The following is a 14,492-nucleotide window of genomic DNA, read 5'->3' on the forward strand; positions in this document are numbered from 1 at the left end:
CAATGGGTCAGGAGGGCGGATTGCACAGCACCGGTGTCATGGCCTCGAAGCATTCCAGCACCAGTCCCGCAGTGCCCGGCCGGCATGTCCGGCGGGGCATGTCCGGCGGGTACCGCTCCGGTCCTGCTAGAGGTGCCGTGCGCTGCCTTCCTTTGGCATCTCTGCGGTGTGGGCGACGTCGGCCACCTCGGCCTGGACTTCCTTGACCACATCACTGTGCCCGCCCAGCTGCTCAAGTTCGTGGGCGAGTTCGGCAAGTTCGGCGCCGCCGGCCATCTGGGCCGTGAGCTCGTCCAGGGTGATGTCCTTCTTGTCGTAGTAACCGATGGACTTGCCGCGCTTGAGCAGCAGGAACCGGTCCCCCACGGGGAAGGCATGGTGCGGGTTGTGGGTAATGAAGATGACGCCGAGTCCCCGGTCCCTGGCTTGCAGGATGTAGCGCAGGACCACGCCCGACTGCTTCACGCCAAGCGCCGCCGTCGGCTCGTCCAGGATCAGGACCTTGGCGCCGAAGTGGACGGCGCGGGCAATGGCCACGCACTGGCGCTCGCCGCCGGAGAGCTGACCGATGGGCTGTTCCACATCGCGGAGGTCGATGCCCATTTCAGCCAGTTCCTTTTTGGTGATGTCCTTCATCTTCTGGACATCCATGCTCTTGAAAGGACCAAAACCGCTGGTCAGTTCAGAGCCGAGGAAGAAGTTCCGCCAGATCGGCATCAGGGGAACTACCGCCAGGTCCTGGTAGACGGTGGCAATTCCGGCATCCAGCGCGTCGCGGGGTGAATCGAACTTCCGCTCCTCCCCCATGACGTTCAGCGTCCCGGCGTCGTGCTGATGCAGTCCCGCGATGATCTTGATCAACGTGGACTTGCCGGCGCCGTTGTCTCCCAGGACGCACGTGACGCGGCCGTTGTCCACCGCCATGGTGACATCCCTCAGGGCCACGATGTTGCCGTAGTGCTTGCCGACTCCCTCGAGTGAAAGCAGGTGCACCGGAGTGTGGGTGAGGGGGTCGCGCTCGTTCTGAAGCAGCGTCTGCTGGTTGATCTCTTGTGCGTTCATGATCTCTGGACCCCTTACTTCAGTTCCGCGCGGCGTTTGACGATGAGGTTGACGATGGTGGCCAGCAGCAGCATCAGGCCCAGGAAGAACTTGAACCAGTCCGGGTTCCACTGGGCGTAGACGATGCCCTTGTTGGCCATACCGAAGATGAATGCGCCGATCGCACCGCCAATCGCTGAGCCGTAGCCGCCGGTGAGCAGGCATCCGCCGATGACAGCGGCGATGATGTAGAGGAACTCGTTGCCCACGCCTTCACCGGACTGCACGGTGTCGAAGGCGAAAAGGTTGTGCATGCCCAGGATCCAGCCGCAGAAACCGACGCCCATGAACAGTCCGATCTTGGTGGCTTTGACCGGAACGCCCACGGCACGGGCTGCGTTCTCGTCTCCGCCGACGGCGAAGATCCAGTTCCCTACCTTGGTCCGCATCAGCACCCAGGTGGCCACCGCAACCAGCGCAATCCAGATGAAGACCGTGATCTGGACATCTATCCCGCCGATCCGCACTGAAGAGGCAAAAACCGCGCGGGCGGAGGCGAAGCCGTCCATGTCCGAAATCGAGGGGGACGAAACACCGCCGCCGATCATGCGGGTCAGGCCCAGGTTCAGGCCGGTCAGCATCAGGAAGGTAGCCAGGGTGACGATGAAGCTGGGCAGCTTGGTCTTCATCAGGATCCACCCATTGATGTACCCGATGGAAAGAGACACCAGCAGAGCCAGGAGGACGCCCACCCAGACGTTGGTGCTGAAGTACCAGCTGAACATCGAGGCCGTCAGTGCCGAGGAGATCACGGCGACACCGGTGGACAGGTCGAACTCCCCGCCAATCATCAGCAGCGACACCCCGACCGCCATGATCCCGATCGTGGAACTGCCGTACAGGATAGTAGCCAGCGCATTGGGCTGGGTGAACGTCGAGGACACCAATGCAAAGAAGATGAAGAGGACAATGGCGCCCACAAGGGCGCCGACCTCGGGGCGGGCGAGCAGCTTCTGGAGAGGGTTTCGTTTGCCGACGCGCTCATCGGTTACGACGGTGGATGTTTTGGTGAGTGTCTGTGTCATGGGTTTCTCCTGCTAGGCGGGTTCCGGAGCCGCAAGGCCCCGGAACCCGGCTCAGTCATCCTTAGCGGATGCCTTCCTTGGCGAACTTGAGAACGTCAGGAGCGGCTGCCTGATCAATGATCGACGGGCCGGTCAGGACCGGGAGCCCGCCACCTACGTGAATGCCGGCCCTCTTGACCTGCCACAGAGCGTCGATGGCGCCATAGCCCTGGAGCCACGGCTGCTGGTCTACGGTGAAGGCAACCTTGCCATCGATGATGGCCTGGGCCAGTTCACCGTTCATGTCAAAGGACGCAACCTTGACTTTGTCCTTCAGGCCCAAGGATTCGACTGCTTTGTGGATGGTCAGCGTGAAGGGCGCTCCGAGGCCGATGATGGCATCTGCATCCGGAGTGGCCTGGAGCTTCGCACTGACGGTCGAGGACACCTGCGTCATGTCAGTGCCCTGCACGAACAGGTTCTCGGTTGCCGGGATCTTGGACTTGACGCCGGCACAGCGGGCGTCCAGGGCCACGTTGCCTTGTTCCATGATCACGCAGATGGGGCGCTTTGCTCCCAGCGAGTTGAGCTTGTCGCCAACAGCGGCACCGGCGAGGTTCTCATCGGATCCGAAGTGGGTGAAAGCGCCTACCTGCTGCCACACATCCGCTCCGGAGTTCAGGCTGACGACGGGGATGCCGGCGTCAGTAGCTTTCTTCAGGGCGTCTTTGAGTGCGTCCGGCTTGGCGAGGGTGACGGCGATCCCTTCCACTTTCTGGTCGATGGCCTGCTGGATGAGCTGGGCCTGGCGTCCACCCTCAGGATCCGAGGTGTAGAGCAATTCAACGTTGTCTTTGGCGGCGGCCTCTTCGGCACCCTTGCGGAGGATGTCCCAGAAGGTGTCGCCGGGAGCGGCGTGGGTAATGAGGGCGATCTTCATGCGTTCTGTTGTGGCGACTTGCCCCCCTCCGCCTGCGCCGCCTGCCTCTTCGGTCCTGCCGCCGGTGCTTGAGCATGCACTCAGGGCCAGCATCGGCGCAATGGCTGCCACCAGGGTCGCCTTGCGCCAAGAAAATTTAGCCACGTGAATCTCCTTTGATTTCAGCTCCGGGCTGCCGCGGTGCAGCTGCCGGAATGTGCTTAGTACGATCATCGTGACTTGAGCCACACATGTCAAGACTTTGTCCTGACATTAGTATGTAAACACGTAATGTGCGGTTTGAAGTTCGAAAATGATCGGTTGGCACGCGCTGCCCAACGCCTCCTCAACGCAAAGAAGCACCCTCGTCCGGGAGGACGAGGGTGCTTCTTTGGCAGGCCTGTAATCGGGGTGAGCTAGGAGGCACCTGCCCCGGCGGTTGCTTCAGTTTTCACAGCAGCGGCGTTCTTGAAGTAGTGCTCCACGTCTTCAAGGCTCTTGTCCTTGGTTTCCGGGACGAACTTGGCGGCAAACGCAATGGCACCCACTCCGAGCACGGCGAACACAAAGAAGGTGCTGGACAGGCCGATCGCCGCCAGCAGCTGCGGGAATCCGAAGCCCACCATGAAGTTAACGGTCCACAGGACGAAGGCGGAGGCGCCCATCCCGAGCCCGCGGATCTTCAGCGGAAAGATCTCGGAGAGCATCAGCCACGTCACTGGGGAGATGGCACCCTGCTGGAAGGCAAGGAAAGTCACTGTCAGGGAAAGGATCACGAAACCGCGGGCTGAGCCTTCTGGCAGGATCAGCGAGAACAGGCCGATCAGCAGGAGCGCCGTCGTCGTGCCTATCTGCCCCGTGATAAGCATCCGACGGCGGCCCACCCTGCCGAGCAGCCATATCCCCACGAACGTCGCGAGCACGGAGATGACGCCGTTGGCAATATTGGCGGTCAGCGCAGCCTCCCGGGCGAAGCCGGACTGCGCAAGGATTTGGGTTCCGTAGTACATGATCGAATTGACGCCGGTGATTTGTTGGATCACCGCAAGCCCGATTCCCACGACGAAGATCCGGCGCAGCCAGGGAACACCCAGATCCTTCCACGAGCCCATCTTGGACTTGTAGTCCTCCACGGCCATGGCCTTGACTTCTTCGAATTCCTTCCGGGCTTCTTCCTCGGACCGGATGCGCTGCAGGACGCTGAGCGTCTCACCGAAGCTGCCCATCGAGGCGAGCCACCGCGGGCTTTCCGGCATAAAGGTCATGCCGATCCACAGTGCTATGGCGGGCAGGGTGGCAATCACCAGCATCCAGCGCCAAATCCCCCCGGTTTCGCCGAAGGTGTTGCCCAGGTAGGCATTGAAGATGAAGGCCAACAGCTGCCCGGTGACGATCATCAGTTCGTTCTGCGTGACGATCCGGCCGCGCCGTGCACTGGGCGAAACCTCAGCCAGGTAGACGGGGACGGTGACAGAAGCGCCGCCCACTGCCAGTCCCAGGACGAACCGGGCTGCGATCATCACCTCCGTGCTCGGCGAGAACGTACAGGCCAGCGTTCCCACGAGGAAGATCATCGCCAGGACCATGATCATCTTTCGGCGGCCGTTCCGGTCGGCCAGGCGGCCGCCGAACAGTGCACCGAAGGCTGCTCCAAACAGGAGGGAGGATGTGACCAGGCCCTCGGTCAGCGGCGTGAGCCCGAGGTCTTCCTGCATGTAGGGAAGCGCGCCATTGATCACGCCGGTGTCGTAGCCAAACAACAGCCCGCCGAAGGTGGAGATAATGGTTACGGTCCGGAGCGCCCGCTTGTGGTTGGACGGCTGCCGGTTCTTGATGGCCCCGGCCGGGCCGGCAACACTCATAGGCTGACCTTCTGGACGTACTGCTTCATGGTTTCCAGCTGGTACCGGGAAACGTCCCCGGCGTGCTCGTCCTCTGCAAACACACTGGACACCATGACGGTGTTGTCCTTGTCCAGGAAGCCGATTTCCTTGAGGCCGCCGAAGAACCCGTCCCAGTTCACATCGCCGTCGCCAATTTTCAGGTGCTGGTGCACCCGGACGGGGTTGCCCGGCGGGTTGGTGATGTACCGGAGACCGTGCGAAGCATGGTGGTTCATGGTGTCAGCAACATGGACCAGGCGCAGCTTGTCCCCCGCCGCACGCATGATCTCCAGCGGGTCGTTTTTCATATGGAAGCTGTGCGAGGCGACGTAGACCAGGCCCACGTTCTTCGAGTTCAGGCCGCGGATGACGCGGATGGCGGCCAGCCCCTCCTCGACAAAGTCGTCAGGGTGGGGATCAATGAGCAGGTCGATGCCCTCCCGTTCGATGATCGGCAGGAGTTCCTCCATGGAGCGGTAGAACGCCCGCTCGGACTCCTCCGCTTTCTCGGGGCGGCCGCTGAACTCGGTGTTCATTGTGCTGACGCCAAGGTCCACGGTGATCTGGATGGCACGCTTCCAGTACCGGACAGCCGCTTCGCGGGCATCCTCGTCCGGGCCTGACCAGCGCAGCACAGGAAGGACGGAGGCGATTTCCACGCCGGCGTCCTTGCAGGCCTTGCTGAGCTGGCCCACCAGTTCATCATCGGCCTTGGGATGGTTGTAGAAGGGAATGAAGTCCGCGTGCGGAGTCATCTGCATGTACTTGTATCCGAGATCGGCCACCACCCTCGGAAACTCAAGCAGGCTGTGCGAGTGGTGAAACGGGGTGGGGTCAAGCGCGATTTTCACGTAAAACACTCCATGGTGGATCAGTAAGGCTGGAGGAGTTTTTGTCCAGATATGGAGGGCTGGCATGCCCGAAAGTCGGCATATCTGGACAAAAACTCCAGCGGGCGACTAGTTGTAGAGGTCCGGCTTTGAGTTGAGCTGGACCTTCACCTTTTCTCCCGACTTCTGCGCTTCGACGCCGGCCTCGCAGCATGCTGCGGTGGCGTAGCCGTCCCACGCGGTGGGTCCACCGATTTCGCCCTTCAGCGCGGCGTCCACCCATGACTGGATTTCGACGTCGTACGCCGCGCCGAAGCGCTCCTCGAATCCCGGGGTGACGTTGCCGCCCCAGCGGCCGGCGCTGCGGGTGTAAGGGCCCTTGTCGCCGCCAATGCTGACAACACCTTCTTCAAACGAAGCCTGGGTTCCAACCTCATAGCCGTACTTGGCGTTGACGAAGATCTCAACGTCAGCCAGGACGCCTGATTCGGTCTCCAGCAGGACGTGCTGCGGATCGTGCTGGCCGGCCGGGGCGTTCCTGGTGGCCTTGCCCAGGCGCACCTGGACGCTGGTGATCTCCTCACCGGTGAAGTAGCGGATGGCATCGAACTCGTGCACCACGGAATCGTTGATCAGCATCTCATTGGTGAAGCCAGGCGGCGTGGTGGGGTTGCGGTGCTGGTGGTGCAGCATCAGCAGTTCGCCCAGTTCGTTGTTCCGGATGATCTGGCCCAGCGCGGCGTACTCGGCGTCGAAGCGGCGCATGAAGCCAACCTGGATCCGCTTGCGGCCCAGCTCAACCTCAGCCTGCACGATCTTCCAGGAGGACTGGGCGTCGGGGGTCAGCGGCTTCTCGCAAAGGATCGGGATGTCCTTGGCGATGGCCTTCAGCAGGATGTCCTCGTGCAGGAATCCGGGCGTGGCGATGAGTACCGCATTGACGTCGCCGTTGTTGAGGGCTTCCTCGGCATCGGCAAGCGCGACGGCGCCCGGGATGCCATCCACGGCCGCCTGGGCACGGGCAAGGTCAACGTCCACGACGGCGGCAACCTCGGCTCCGTGGATGCGGGTGTTGAGGCGCTGGATGTGGTCGGCGCCCATGCGCCCGGCGCCGATGACGGCGACGCGGAGTGCTTCAGTCATTGTTTCGTTCCTTCAGGGTCTGTTACGGATGCGGGCGGTGTGGCTGTCAGTTGACGGTGGTCCGGGAACCGCAGGACAGCAGGTAGTTGCGGGTGCGCTTGGCAATGGGCATGGGCACATCGAAAGCGACCGGATACATGTCCTGCTCCACGATGCCGAAGATGGGCCGGTTGAGGGCCTCCACTGCTTCGATGACGGCACGCAAATCGGGAAGCCCGTTCGGCGGCTCGGTCATGACGCCGGCCAGGTTGGCTGCGGCCCACGTCATGTTTTCCTCATTGACCTGCCTGAGGATCTCCGGGTTGATCTGCTTCAGGTGCAGGTAGCCGATCCTGTCCGGGTAGTTCTTGATCAGCTCAAGGCTGGACGCGCCGCAGTACTCGGCGTGGCCCGTGTCCAGGCACAGGTTCAGGTACTTCGCCTCCGTTGCGGCCAGGAGGGTTTCAATGTCTTCCTGGGCGCCAACATGGGAGTCCGCGTGGGAGTGGAACTGCTGCTTCAGGCCGAAGTCCTCCAGCAGGGTCTTGCCCAGGCGGTTGTGGCCGGCGAACAGGTCGCTCCAGGCTTTGTCGCTGAGTTCGCCGCTCTCCACGGCCTCCCCGGTGACGTCGTCGCGCCACATGGCCGGGATGACCACAATGTGCTCGCCACCCATGGCCGCCGTCAGTTCGGCTACCTTGCGTGCAGGCTCCCAGGCGGTTTCCCACTGGTCCAGCCCGCGGTGGAAGGCGGTGAACACCGTGCCCGCGGTGACCTTGAGGTCACGCTGCTTCAGTTCCTCGGCCAGCCGTGCGGGGTCGGTGGGCAGGTAGCCGTACGGGCCCAGCTCGATCCACTTGTAGCCGGACTCGGCCACCTCGTCCAGGAACCGTTCCCAGGGCGTCTGCTTGGGGTCATCCGCGAACCAGACTCCCCAGGAGTCCGGTGCCGTGCCGATGATCAGCTTGTTCTCAGTCATGACAGCGTTGTCTTTCTTGTCGGGCGTGAGGATTCAGTTGGACGGGAAGTTGTAGGAGGCGCCGGAGGCGTGGGTGGGTTCGGGCCAGCGGGAGGTGATGACCTTGCCGCGGGTGTAGAAGGAGACGCCTTCGGGGCCGTAGATGTGCTTGTCCCCGAAGAGGGAGGCCTTCCAGCCGCCGAAGGAGTGGTAAGCCACCGGGACGGGCAGGGGCACGTTGATCCCGATCATGCCCACCGTGACGGAGCGCTGGAACTTCCGGGCGTGGGCGCCGGAGGAGGTGAAGATGGCGGTGCCGTTGCCGTAGGGGTTGGCGTTGATCAGCGCGATGCCGTCTTCAAGGGTATCCACGCGGACCACAACGAGGACGGGGCCGAAGATCTCCTCGGTGTAGGCAGTCATTTCGGTCTTCACGTGGTCGATGACGGTGGGGCCTACCCAGAAGCCGTCTTCGTGGCCGGGAACCACGAGGTCGCGGCCGTCCACCACCATGGCGGCGCCGGCCTGTTCGGCTTCGGTGACGATCCGTACGATGCGTTCCTTGGAGGCGGGGGTGATGACCGGGCCCATTTCGGCGTCGGCGGCGGTGCCGTTGTTGACCTTGACGGCCAGGGCGCGCTCTTCGACCTTTTTGACGATGAGGTCCGCGGCGTCCCCGACGGCGACGGCGACGGAGATGGCCATGCAGCGTTCCCCGGCGGAGCCGAAGGCGGCGGCGGCGAGGTGGTCGGCGGCGTTGTCCAGATCGGCGTCGGGCATCACGATGGCGTGGTTCTTCGCCCCGCCCAGGGCCTGGACGCGCTTGCCGTGCTTGGTGGCGGTTTCGTGGACGTACTGGGCGATCGGGGTGGAGCCGACGAAGGAGATGCCGTCCACGTCCGGGTGGGTCAGGAGCCCGTCCACCGTTTCTTTGTCGCCGTGCAGGACCTGGAACACGCCGTCGGGCAGGCCTGCCTGCTTCCAGAGCTTGGCCAGCAGCATGGAGGCGGACGGGTCGCGCTCGGAGGGCTTGAGGATGAACGCATTGCCGGTGGCGATGGCCATCGGTGCCATCCACAGCGGCACCATCACCGGGAAGTTGAACGGCGTGATGCCGGCAACCACACCGAGGGGCTCGCGGAAGTTGAAGACATCAATCCCGGTGGAGACCTGGTCCGAGTAGTCGCCCTTGAGCAGCGTGGGGATGCCGCAGGCGTACTCGATGACTTCCAGGCCGCGGCCGATTTCACCCTTGGCGTCGGAGATGACCTTGCCGTGCTCGGCGGTGACCAGCTGGGCGAGCTCGTCCACGTGGGAGGCCACCAGTTCGCGGAATTTGAAGAGCACGGCGGTGCGCTTGGCCAGGGAGATGTCGCCCCAGGTGTCGGCGGCCTTGCGGGCAGCGGCGACGGTGGTGTCCAGGTCGGCCCGGTTGGCCAGGCGCAGCTGTGCGGACACGGCGCCGGTGGCCGGGTTGTAGACGGATGTGGTGCGGTCACCCTCGCCGGCGCTTTCGGCGCCGTTGATGAAGTGGTTGATGGTGGAGGTCTCGGTTGCAACAGTCATGGCGACTCTTCCTTGAGTTGTAAGCATTCGGGTGTCGAAGGGGAATCAGCCGAGCAGCTTGCGCTGGCGGGCCTTGTGCTCGGCGTAGGTCTGGAAAGCCGCTTTCGTGGTGTCCAGTTCGGAGACCTGGGAGACGGGAACGTCCCACCACGACTCTGAACTGGGGGCGTCCAGGAGCGGGTCGGACTCGACGTGGATCAGGATGGGACCGGTGCCTTCAGGGGCGGCCTTGGCATCGCGGATAGCCTGCTCGAGTTCGGCGATGACCTTGTCCCCCGGCTCGATCCGGATGACCTTCACGCCCAGGGATTCGGCGTTCAGGGCGAGGTCCACGGGCAGGGTTTCACCGCCGTCGAAGCTGTGATGCTCTTCGTCCAGCGTCCGGTACTGGGTGCCAAACCGCTGTGAGCCCAGCGATTCGGACAGCGAACCGATGGAGGCGTAGCCGTGGTTCTGGATCAGGACAACAATCAGTTTGATCCGTTCGGCGACGGCGGTGACCAGTTCGGTGTGCATCATCAGGTAGGAGCCGTCCCCCACCATGACGACGACGTCCCTTACGTCCGCACGGCCGTCGCCGGCCGCCGTCGTACTTGCCGCGGCCTCAGCCAGGGCGGCACGCTTGACGCCCAGGCCGCCGGGGATTTCATAGCCCATGCAGGAGTACGCGTATTCCACGTGGTAGCCGAAGGGGTCGCGGACGCGCCACATTTTGTGCAGGTCACCGGGCAGCGAACCCGCTGCGCAGATCACGACGTCCCGGGCATCCATGGCCCGGCTGGTGGCGCCGATGATCTCGTTCTGCGCCGGCAGCGGCGTGTGCCGGGTGTCAAAGGCCTCGTCCACGGTGGCGTCCCAGCGCTTCTTCTCGGCCGCGATTTTCTGCTCCAGGTCCGCGCCCACCCGGTAGCCGCCCAGGGCCTGGTTTAGCTTGACCAGCGCCTTGCGGGCGTCGGCCACGATGGGCAGCGTGGTGCCGTGCTTGTACGCGTCGATCGGGGCGACGTTGATGTTGATGAAGCGCACGTCCGGGTTCTGGAACGCGGTGCGGGACGCGGTGGTGAAGTCCTCGTAGCGCGTGCCGATGCCTATGATCAGGTCCGCCTCGGCAGCGATGGCGTTGGCCGCCGTCGTGCCCGTGGAACCAATGGCTCCGAGGGAGTGCTTGTGGTCCCACGGCAGGACGCCAACGCCGGCCTGGGTGTTGCCCACCGGGATGCCGGTCAGTTCCACGAACTTCGCGAGTTCCTCGTTGGCGTAGGAGTATAGAACGCCGCCACCGGCGATGATCAGCGGCCGCTTTGCAGCACGGATGGCCTCGGCAGCGCGGGCGATGTCGTCATCGTCCGCGTCCGGGCGGCGGATCCGCCACTCGCGCTCTGCCAGGAACTCCGCAGGGACGTCGAAGGCCTCCGCCTGGACGTCCTGCGGCAGCGAGATGGTCACCGCGCCGGTCTCCGCCGGATCCGTCAGGACACGCAGGCCATGGTGGAAGGCGGAGAACAGCTGCTCGGGCCGGGAGACGCGGTCGAAGAACTTGGACAGCGGCCGGAACGCGTCATTGACCGTGATGTCGTAGGCGTAGGGCTGCTCGAGCTGCTGGAGCACGGGGTCTGCGGCCCGCGTGGCGAAGGTGTCACTGGGCAGCAGCAGCACCGGCAGGCGGTTTGTCGTCGCCAGGGCTGCGCCGGTCAGCAGGTTCGAGGAGCCCGGTCCGATGGACGTGCTGATGGCAAAGGTCTGGCGGCGGCGGGTGTGCCGGGCATACCCCACGGCCTGATGCGCCTGGGCCTGCTCATTCCGGCCCTGGTAGTACGGCATGATGGCCGGATCCAGCTGCTGGTACTGTTTCAGCGCCTGGCCCACGCCGGCCACGTTCCCGTGCCCGAAAATGCCGAAGGTTCCCGGAATCAGCCGCTCACGGTACTCAACGCCTCCAATGGAGTCCACCGTGTACTGCTTCGAAAGATACTCGACGACGGCCTGGGCGACCGTCATTCTGCGGGTGGCGGTTCCTGATGTTGTTCCCATGGGAAGGCTACTCCGATACTTCTTCGGTTCGGTTTGGGGTGGTGTGGTTCAGCAGTGAGGCAGCAGTGGCCACGGCGCCGGCAACATCGCCGTCCGCCGGGTACAGGAGCGTCCGGCCAACAGTGAGGCCCTGAACTCCGGGCAGCGCGAGGGCTGCCTGCCAGCTTGCGAAAACCTCGTCCTGGCTGGTGTCCGGATCCCCGCCCAGCAGGACGGTGGGCATGGTGGTGGCCGCCATGACCCGTTCCATGTCCGCCACGACGGGGAGCTTCATCCACGTGTAGGCGCTGGTGGAGCCCAGGCCCTCAGCGATCGCGATCGACTTAATCACCGCGTCCGTAGAAAGGTCGTTCCGGACCCTGCCGTTCTCGCGGACCGACAGGAAGGGTTCCACCATGGCGATCAGTTTGCGCTCAGCCAGCGAATCGATGGCCCTGGCAGTGGCCTCAAGGGTGGCAACGGTGTCCGGGTCCCCGAGGCAGATGCGGGTGAGCATCTTGCCGCCGTCGGCACCGAGTGCTTCCAGCGCGGCTGCAGTATGTCCGGTGAAGCGGTCGTCGAATTCGTTGACCAGGCCGGCGAGCCCGCCGCGGTTCATCGAGCCGAAGACGAGCTTGCCTTCCAGAGCACCCAGCAGCAGCAGGTCATCCATGATGTCCGGCGACGCAAGCACGCCATCCACGTCCGGGTTTGCCAGGGCGACCTGCAGCCGGTCAAGGAGCTGCCGGCGGTCTGCCATGGCCACCGGGTCGTTGCCGACGGCCAGGGCGCCGCGGGCGGGATGGTCGGCAGCGACGATGAAGTTCTGCCGTCCATACTTCAGGCCGGGGTGGCGGCGCCGCGCCTTGGCTGCCCGGGCTATGGCGTCCGGATCCTCAAGCCTGATGGTGCTCAGGTGGGCGTAGCGGCGCGGGTCGTCGTCCAGCGCATTGTTCGAGGCCAGTGGCGTGAGGGTCACAGTGCTGCTCCTTCGGTGGCAAACTGGCCAGGCACCAGGCGGCCGCGCTCCGCCAGCAGCGAGGTGACCTCATCCGGCGTCGGCATGGCGTCGGCGCAGGAAAGGCGCGAGGCGACGATTGCGCCGGCGGCGTTTGCGTAGTCCAGGACCTGGGCGAGCGGCCAGCCGGCCAGCAGTCCGTGACAGAAGGCACCGCCGAAGGAATCGCCGGCACCGAGGCCGTTGAGGGTCTCCACCGGGACGGGGGCGGAGACTACGCGCTCAGTACGGGTTTTCGCCATGACGCCTTCGGGGCCGAGCTTGACGACGGCGATCTCGACGCCGGCGGCCAGCAGGCGGTCGGCCTGCTCATCGGGGGTTCCCTCCCCTACCGCCACGGCGCATTCCTTGTCGTTGCCGATGGCGACGGTGACGTGCGGCAGGATCTTGGCCACCTCGGCCCGCGCTTCCTCTTCAGATGCCCAGAACATGGGCCGGTAGTCGAGGTCAAGGATGGTGAACTGGCCTTCTTTGAGGGCAGTCCGAGGCCGGGCCTCGTGTGCCCTGATGTGCGCTGTCCTGCTGGGCTCCTGGCAGAGGCCAGTCACCGTGGACCAGAAGATTCCCGCGCTGCGGATGGCGTCCAGGTCCAGCTCTTCGGCCCTTACCTGCAGATCCGGGGCAGTGGGAAAGCGTCCGTAGAAATACAGCGGGAAATCCTCTGGCGGTTGGATGGCACAGAAGGTGGCCGGCGTCTGGAGGCCCTGGACCGGGATGACGAAGGAATCGTCCACCCCGAATTTCTTGAGTTCGCGGTGCAGGTAGGTACCAAAGGGGTCGTCACCGGTGCGGGTAATGACCCCCGTACGGCGGCCGTGCCTGGCAGCGGCTACTGCAACGTTGGACGGCGATCCGCCAAGGTACTTGCCGAAGGACGTGACGTCCTCCAGGCCAACCCCGATGTCATTCGGGTAAATATCAACGCTGATGCGCCCGATCGTGAGCAGTTCGTGGGTCACGGTGTTGCGGACCTTTCTCGTTTGAACTCTGTACCTCAACAGCTAGAGCTCCGGTGCCTTGGCTGGCCCTGCCATGAGCGGGGTCACATCCACTACTTTGCCCTAGAATCAATGTCCTGTCAAAGGTTTGTACTGACATGTTTACAAGTTGCCATAACGGCCTATTTTGTCGGTGGCTGCCTAACGACGAGCCGCGCCGAAGACGGCGCTACTTCCGGGGTACGGCCAACTCGCCGGTGACATACTGGGCCCGGCCGAAGCCGAATGACCAGTCACCGGCAGTGTTCTCCACGTAGCCGATGAATACGTCCTCGCCGGCGACGCCGACCTCCGCGAGCTTGTCCGCCACTGCGGCGAAGAGGCGCTGCTTGGCCTCCTGCGAACGGCCGCCCTGGGTGAAAATCTGGATCATCACAACCCCGCTTGTCCGCTCAAAACCAAGCCCCGCATCCTGGGCATATATCTGCCCGGCGGGGTGCTCGCTCAGGATGTGGAAGTAGTCGCGCTCCGGGATGCCGTACTCGGCAAGGATTGCGTCATGGATCCCTCGGCTCAGCCGCTGCAGATCCTCTTGGCTGCGGCCTTGGTTTACATCAATTCGAACGAGTGGCACTTTCTCTCCTCAATATTTGTACTGACATACTAACAAAGTTGGCGAACGGTGCGCAAGAAAGGGTATTGCCGGACAGGCGGAGCGGGCTTAGACTTAAACAACCGAAAGGTTGATAAACTAAGTAGTTGATTAAGAAATTGGGTAATTAACGGAGTGGCAGTGGAAACCGACGGAACGGGGCTGGACTCGGCGTTTATGGCCTTGGCGGATCCTGTGCGGCGGAGCATCATTGCCCGGCTCAGCCGGGGACCGGCCACAGTAAATGAATTGGCGGAACCCTTCGAAATTTCCAAGCAGGCGGTTTCGAAGCATATCCAGGTACTCGAGCAGGCGGAGCTGGTCACCCGGACTAGGGAGGCCCAGCGGCGGCCCGTGCACCTGAATCCCGCGCGGCTTGAGGCGCTCACCGCCTGGATTGACCAGTACAGGTTGGTCCGGGAGGGGCAGTTCCGCAGCCTTGATGCCGTGCTTAGGTCACGAGCTGCAGATGGCAGCGACTAGTTCGAAGG

Annotated in this window: 13 protein-coding genes; 1 reads left to right on the forward strand and 12 read right to left on the reverse strand. The window is 63.7% G+C overall.

What is annotated here, in order from left to right; genetic code table 11:
* Positions 1-126: 126 nt before the first annotated feature.
* From WHH00_RS14615 to WHH00_RS14670, 12 genes are all read right to left on the reverse strand, one after another.
* The gene (locus tag WHH00_RS14615; RefSeq protein ID WP_406633881.1) at positions 127-1,062 is read right to left on the reverse strand and encodes an ATP-binding cassette domain-containing protein; all 936 of its coding nucleotides are present in this window, start codon (positions 1,060-1,062) and stop codon (positions 127-129) included.
* Between the two features lie 14 nt (positions 1,063-1,076).
* The gene (locus WHH00_RS14620) at positions 1,077-2,126 is read right to left on the reverse strand and encodes an ABC transporter permease (protein WP_231456430.1); all 1,050 of its coding nucleotides are present in this window, start codon (positions 2,124-2,126) and stop codon (positions 1,077-1,079) included.
* A gap of 61 nt (positions 2,127-2,187) precedes the next feature.
* Entirely contained in the window at positions 2,188-3,189 is a 1,002-nt protein-coding gene (locus WHH00_RS14625) for a substrate-binding domain-containing protein (RefSeq protein ID WP_406633883.1), read from the reverse strand.
* Positions 3,190-3,440: 251 nt separating this feature from the next.
* Positions 3,441-4,886: a sugar porter family MFS transporter gene (locus WHH00_RS14630; RefSeq protein WP_406633885.1), complete on the reverse strand. Its 1,446-nt coding sequence runs from the start codon at positions 4,884-4,886 to the stop codon at positions 3,441-3,443.
* Positions 4,883-5,758 (reverse strand): sugar phosphate isomerase/epimerase family protein, encoded by an 876-nt coding sequence (locus WHH00_RS14635; protein ID WP_406633887.1) that lies wholly within the window; start codon positions 5,756-5,758, stop codon positions 4,883-4,885. The genes WHH00_RS14630 and WHH00_RS14635 overlap by 4 nt, the downstream gene beginning before the upstream one ends.
* A gap of 108 nt (positions 5,759-5,866) precedes the next feature.
* Entirely contained in the window at positions 5,867-6,880 is a 1,014-nt protein-coding gene (locus WHH00_RS14640; protein ID WP_406633889.1) for a Gfo/Idh/MocA family protein, read from the reverse strand.
* Between the two features lie 46 nt (positions 6,881-6,926).
* Positions 6,927-7,838 (reverse strand): sugar phosphate isomerase/epimerase family protein, encoded by a 912-nt coding sequence (locus WHH00_RS14645; RefSeq protein WP_406633891.1) that lies wholly within the window; start codon positions 7,836-7,838, stop codon positions 6,927-6,929.
* Between the two features lie 33 nt (positions 7,839-7,871).
* Entirely contained in the window at positions 7,872-9,383 is a 1,512-nt protein-coding gene (locus WHH00_RS14650) for a CoA-acylating methylmalonate-semialdehyde dehydrogenase (protein WP_406633893.1), read from the reverse strand.
* Positions 9,384-9,428: 45 nt separating this feature from the next.
* Complete coding sequence (iolD, locus tag WHH00_RS14655) at positions 9,429-11,381, reverse strand: 3D-(3,5/4)-trihydroxycyclohexane-1,2-dione acylhydrolase (decyclizing) (RefSeq protein WP_406638622.1); 1,953 nt, start codon at positions 11,379-11,381, stop codon at positions 9,429-9,431.
* A 40-nt stretch (positions 11,382-11,421) separates the two neighbouring features.
* Positions 11,422-12,372: a deoxyribose-phosphate aldolase gene (locus WHH00_RS14660; protein WP_406633895.1), complete on the reverse strand. Its 951-nt coding sequence runs from the start codon at positions 12,370-12,372 to the stop codon at positions 11,422-11,424.
* Positions 12,369-13,370 carry a 5-dehydro-2-deoxygluconokinase gene (iolC, locus tag WHH00_RS14665; protein ID WP_406633897.1) on the reverse strand — a complete coding sequence of 334 codons (1,002 nt, stop codon included), beginning with the start codon at positions 13,368-13,370 and terminating at the stop codon, positions 12,369-12,371. Before iolC ends, WHH00_RS14660 begins: the two co-directional genes overlap by 4 nt.
* 208 nt (positions 13,371-13,578) lie before the next feature.
* Positions 13,579-13,983: a tautomerase family protein gene (locus WHH00_RS14670; RefSeq protein WP_406633899.1), complete on the reverse strand. Its 405-nt coding sequence runs from the start codon at positions 13,981-13,983 to the stop codon at positions 13,579-13,581.
* A 195-nt stretch (positions 13,984-14,178) separates the two neighbouring features.
* On the opposite strand from WHH00_RS14670, the gene WHH00_RS14675 reads away from it, so the two are divergent.
* Positions 14,179-14,484: an ArsR/SmtB family transcription factor gene (locus tag WHH00_RS14675; protein WP_406638624.1), complete on the forward strand. Its 306-nt coding sequence runs from the start codon at positions 14,179-14,181 to the stop codon at positions 14,482-14,484.
* Positions 14,485-14,492 lie beyond the last annotated feature (8 nt).

The sequence above is a fragment of the Pseudarthrobacter quantipunctorum genome, from assembly GCF_045291495.1.
GTDB lineage: Bacteria > Actinomycetota > Actinomycetes > Actinomycetales > Micrococcaceae > Arthrobacter > Arthrobacter quantipunctorum.

What these genes read in the sequence shown, in the direction of transcription:
- WHH00_RS14615 (WP_406633881.1), bottom strand. Translation starts at nt 1,062, where the DNA reads ATGAACGCACAAGAGATCAACCAGCAGACGCTGCTTCAGAACGAGCGC.
- WHH00_RS14620 (WP_231456430.1), bottom strand. Translation starts at nt 2,126, where the DNA reads ATGACACAGACACTCACCAAAACATCCACCGTCGTAACCGATGAGCGC.
- WHH00_RS14630 (WP_406633885.1), bottom strand. Translation starts at nt 4,886, where the DNA reads ATGAGTGTTGCCGGCCCGGCCGGGGCCATCAAGAACCGGCAGCCGTCC.
- WHH00_RS14640 (WP_406633889.1), bottom strand. Translation starts at nt 6,880, where the DNA reads ATGACTGAAGCACTCCGCGTCGCCGTCATCGGCGCCGGGCGCATGGGC.
- WHH00_RS14645 (WP_406633891.1), bottom strand. Translation starts at nt 7,838, where the DNA reads ATGACTGAGAACAAGCTGATCATCGGCACGGCACCGGACTCCTGGGGA.
- WHH00_RS14650 (WP_406633893.1), bottom strand. Translation starts at nt 9,383, where the DNA reads ATGACTGTTGCAACCGAGACCTCCACCATCAACCACTTCATCAACGGC.
- iolD (WP_406638622.1), bottom strand. Translation starts at nt 11,381, where the DNA reads ATGACGGTCGCCCAGGCCGTCGTCGAGTATCTTTCGAAGCAGTACACG.
- WHH00_RS14675 (WP_406638624.1), top strand. Translation starts at nt 14,179, where the DNA reads ATGGCCTTGGCGGATCCTGTGCGGCGGAGCATCATTGCCCGGCTCAGC.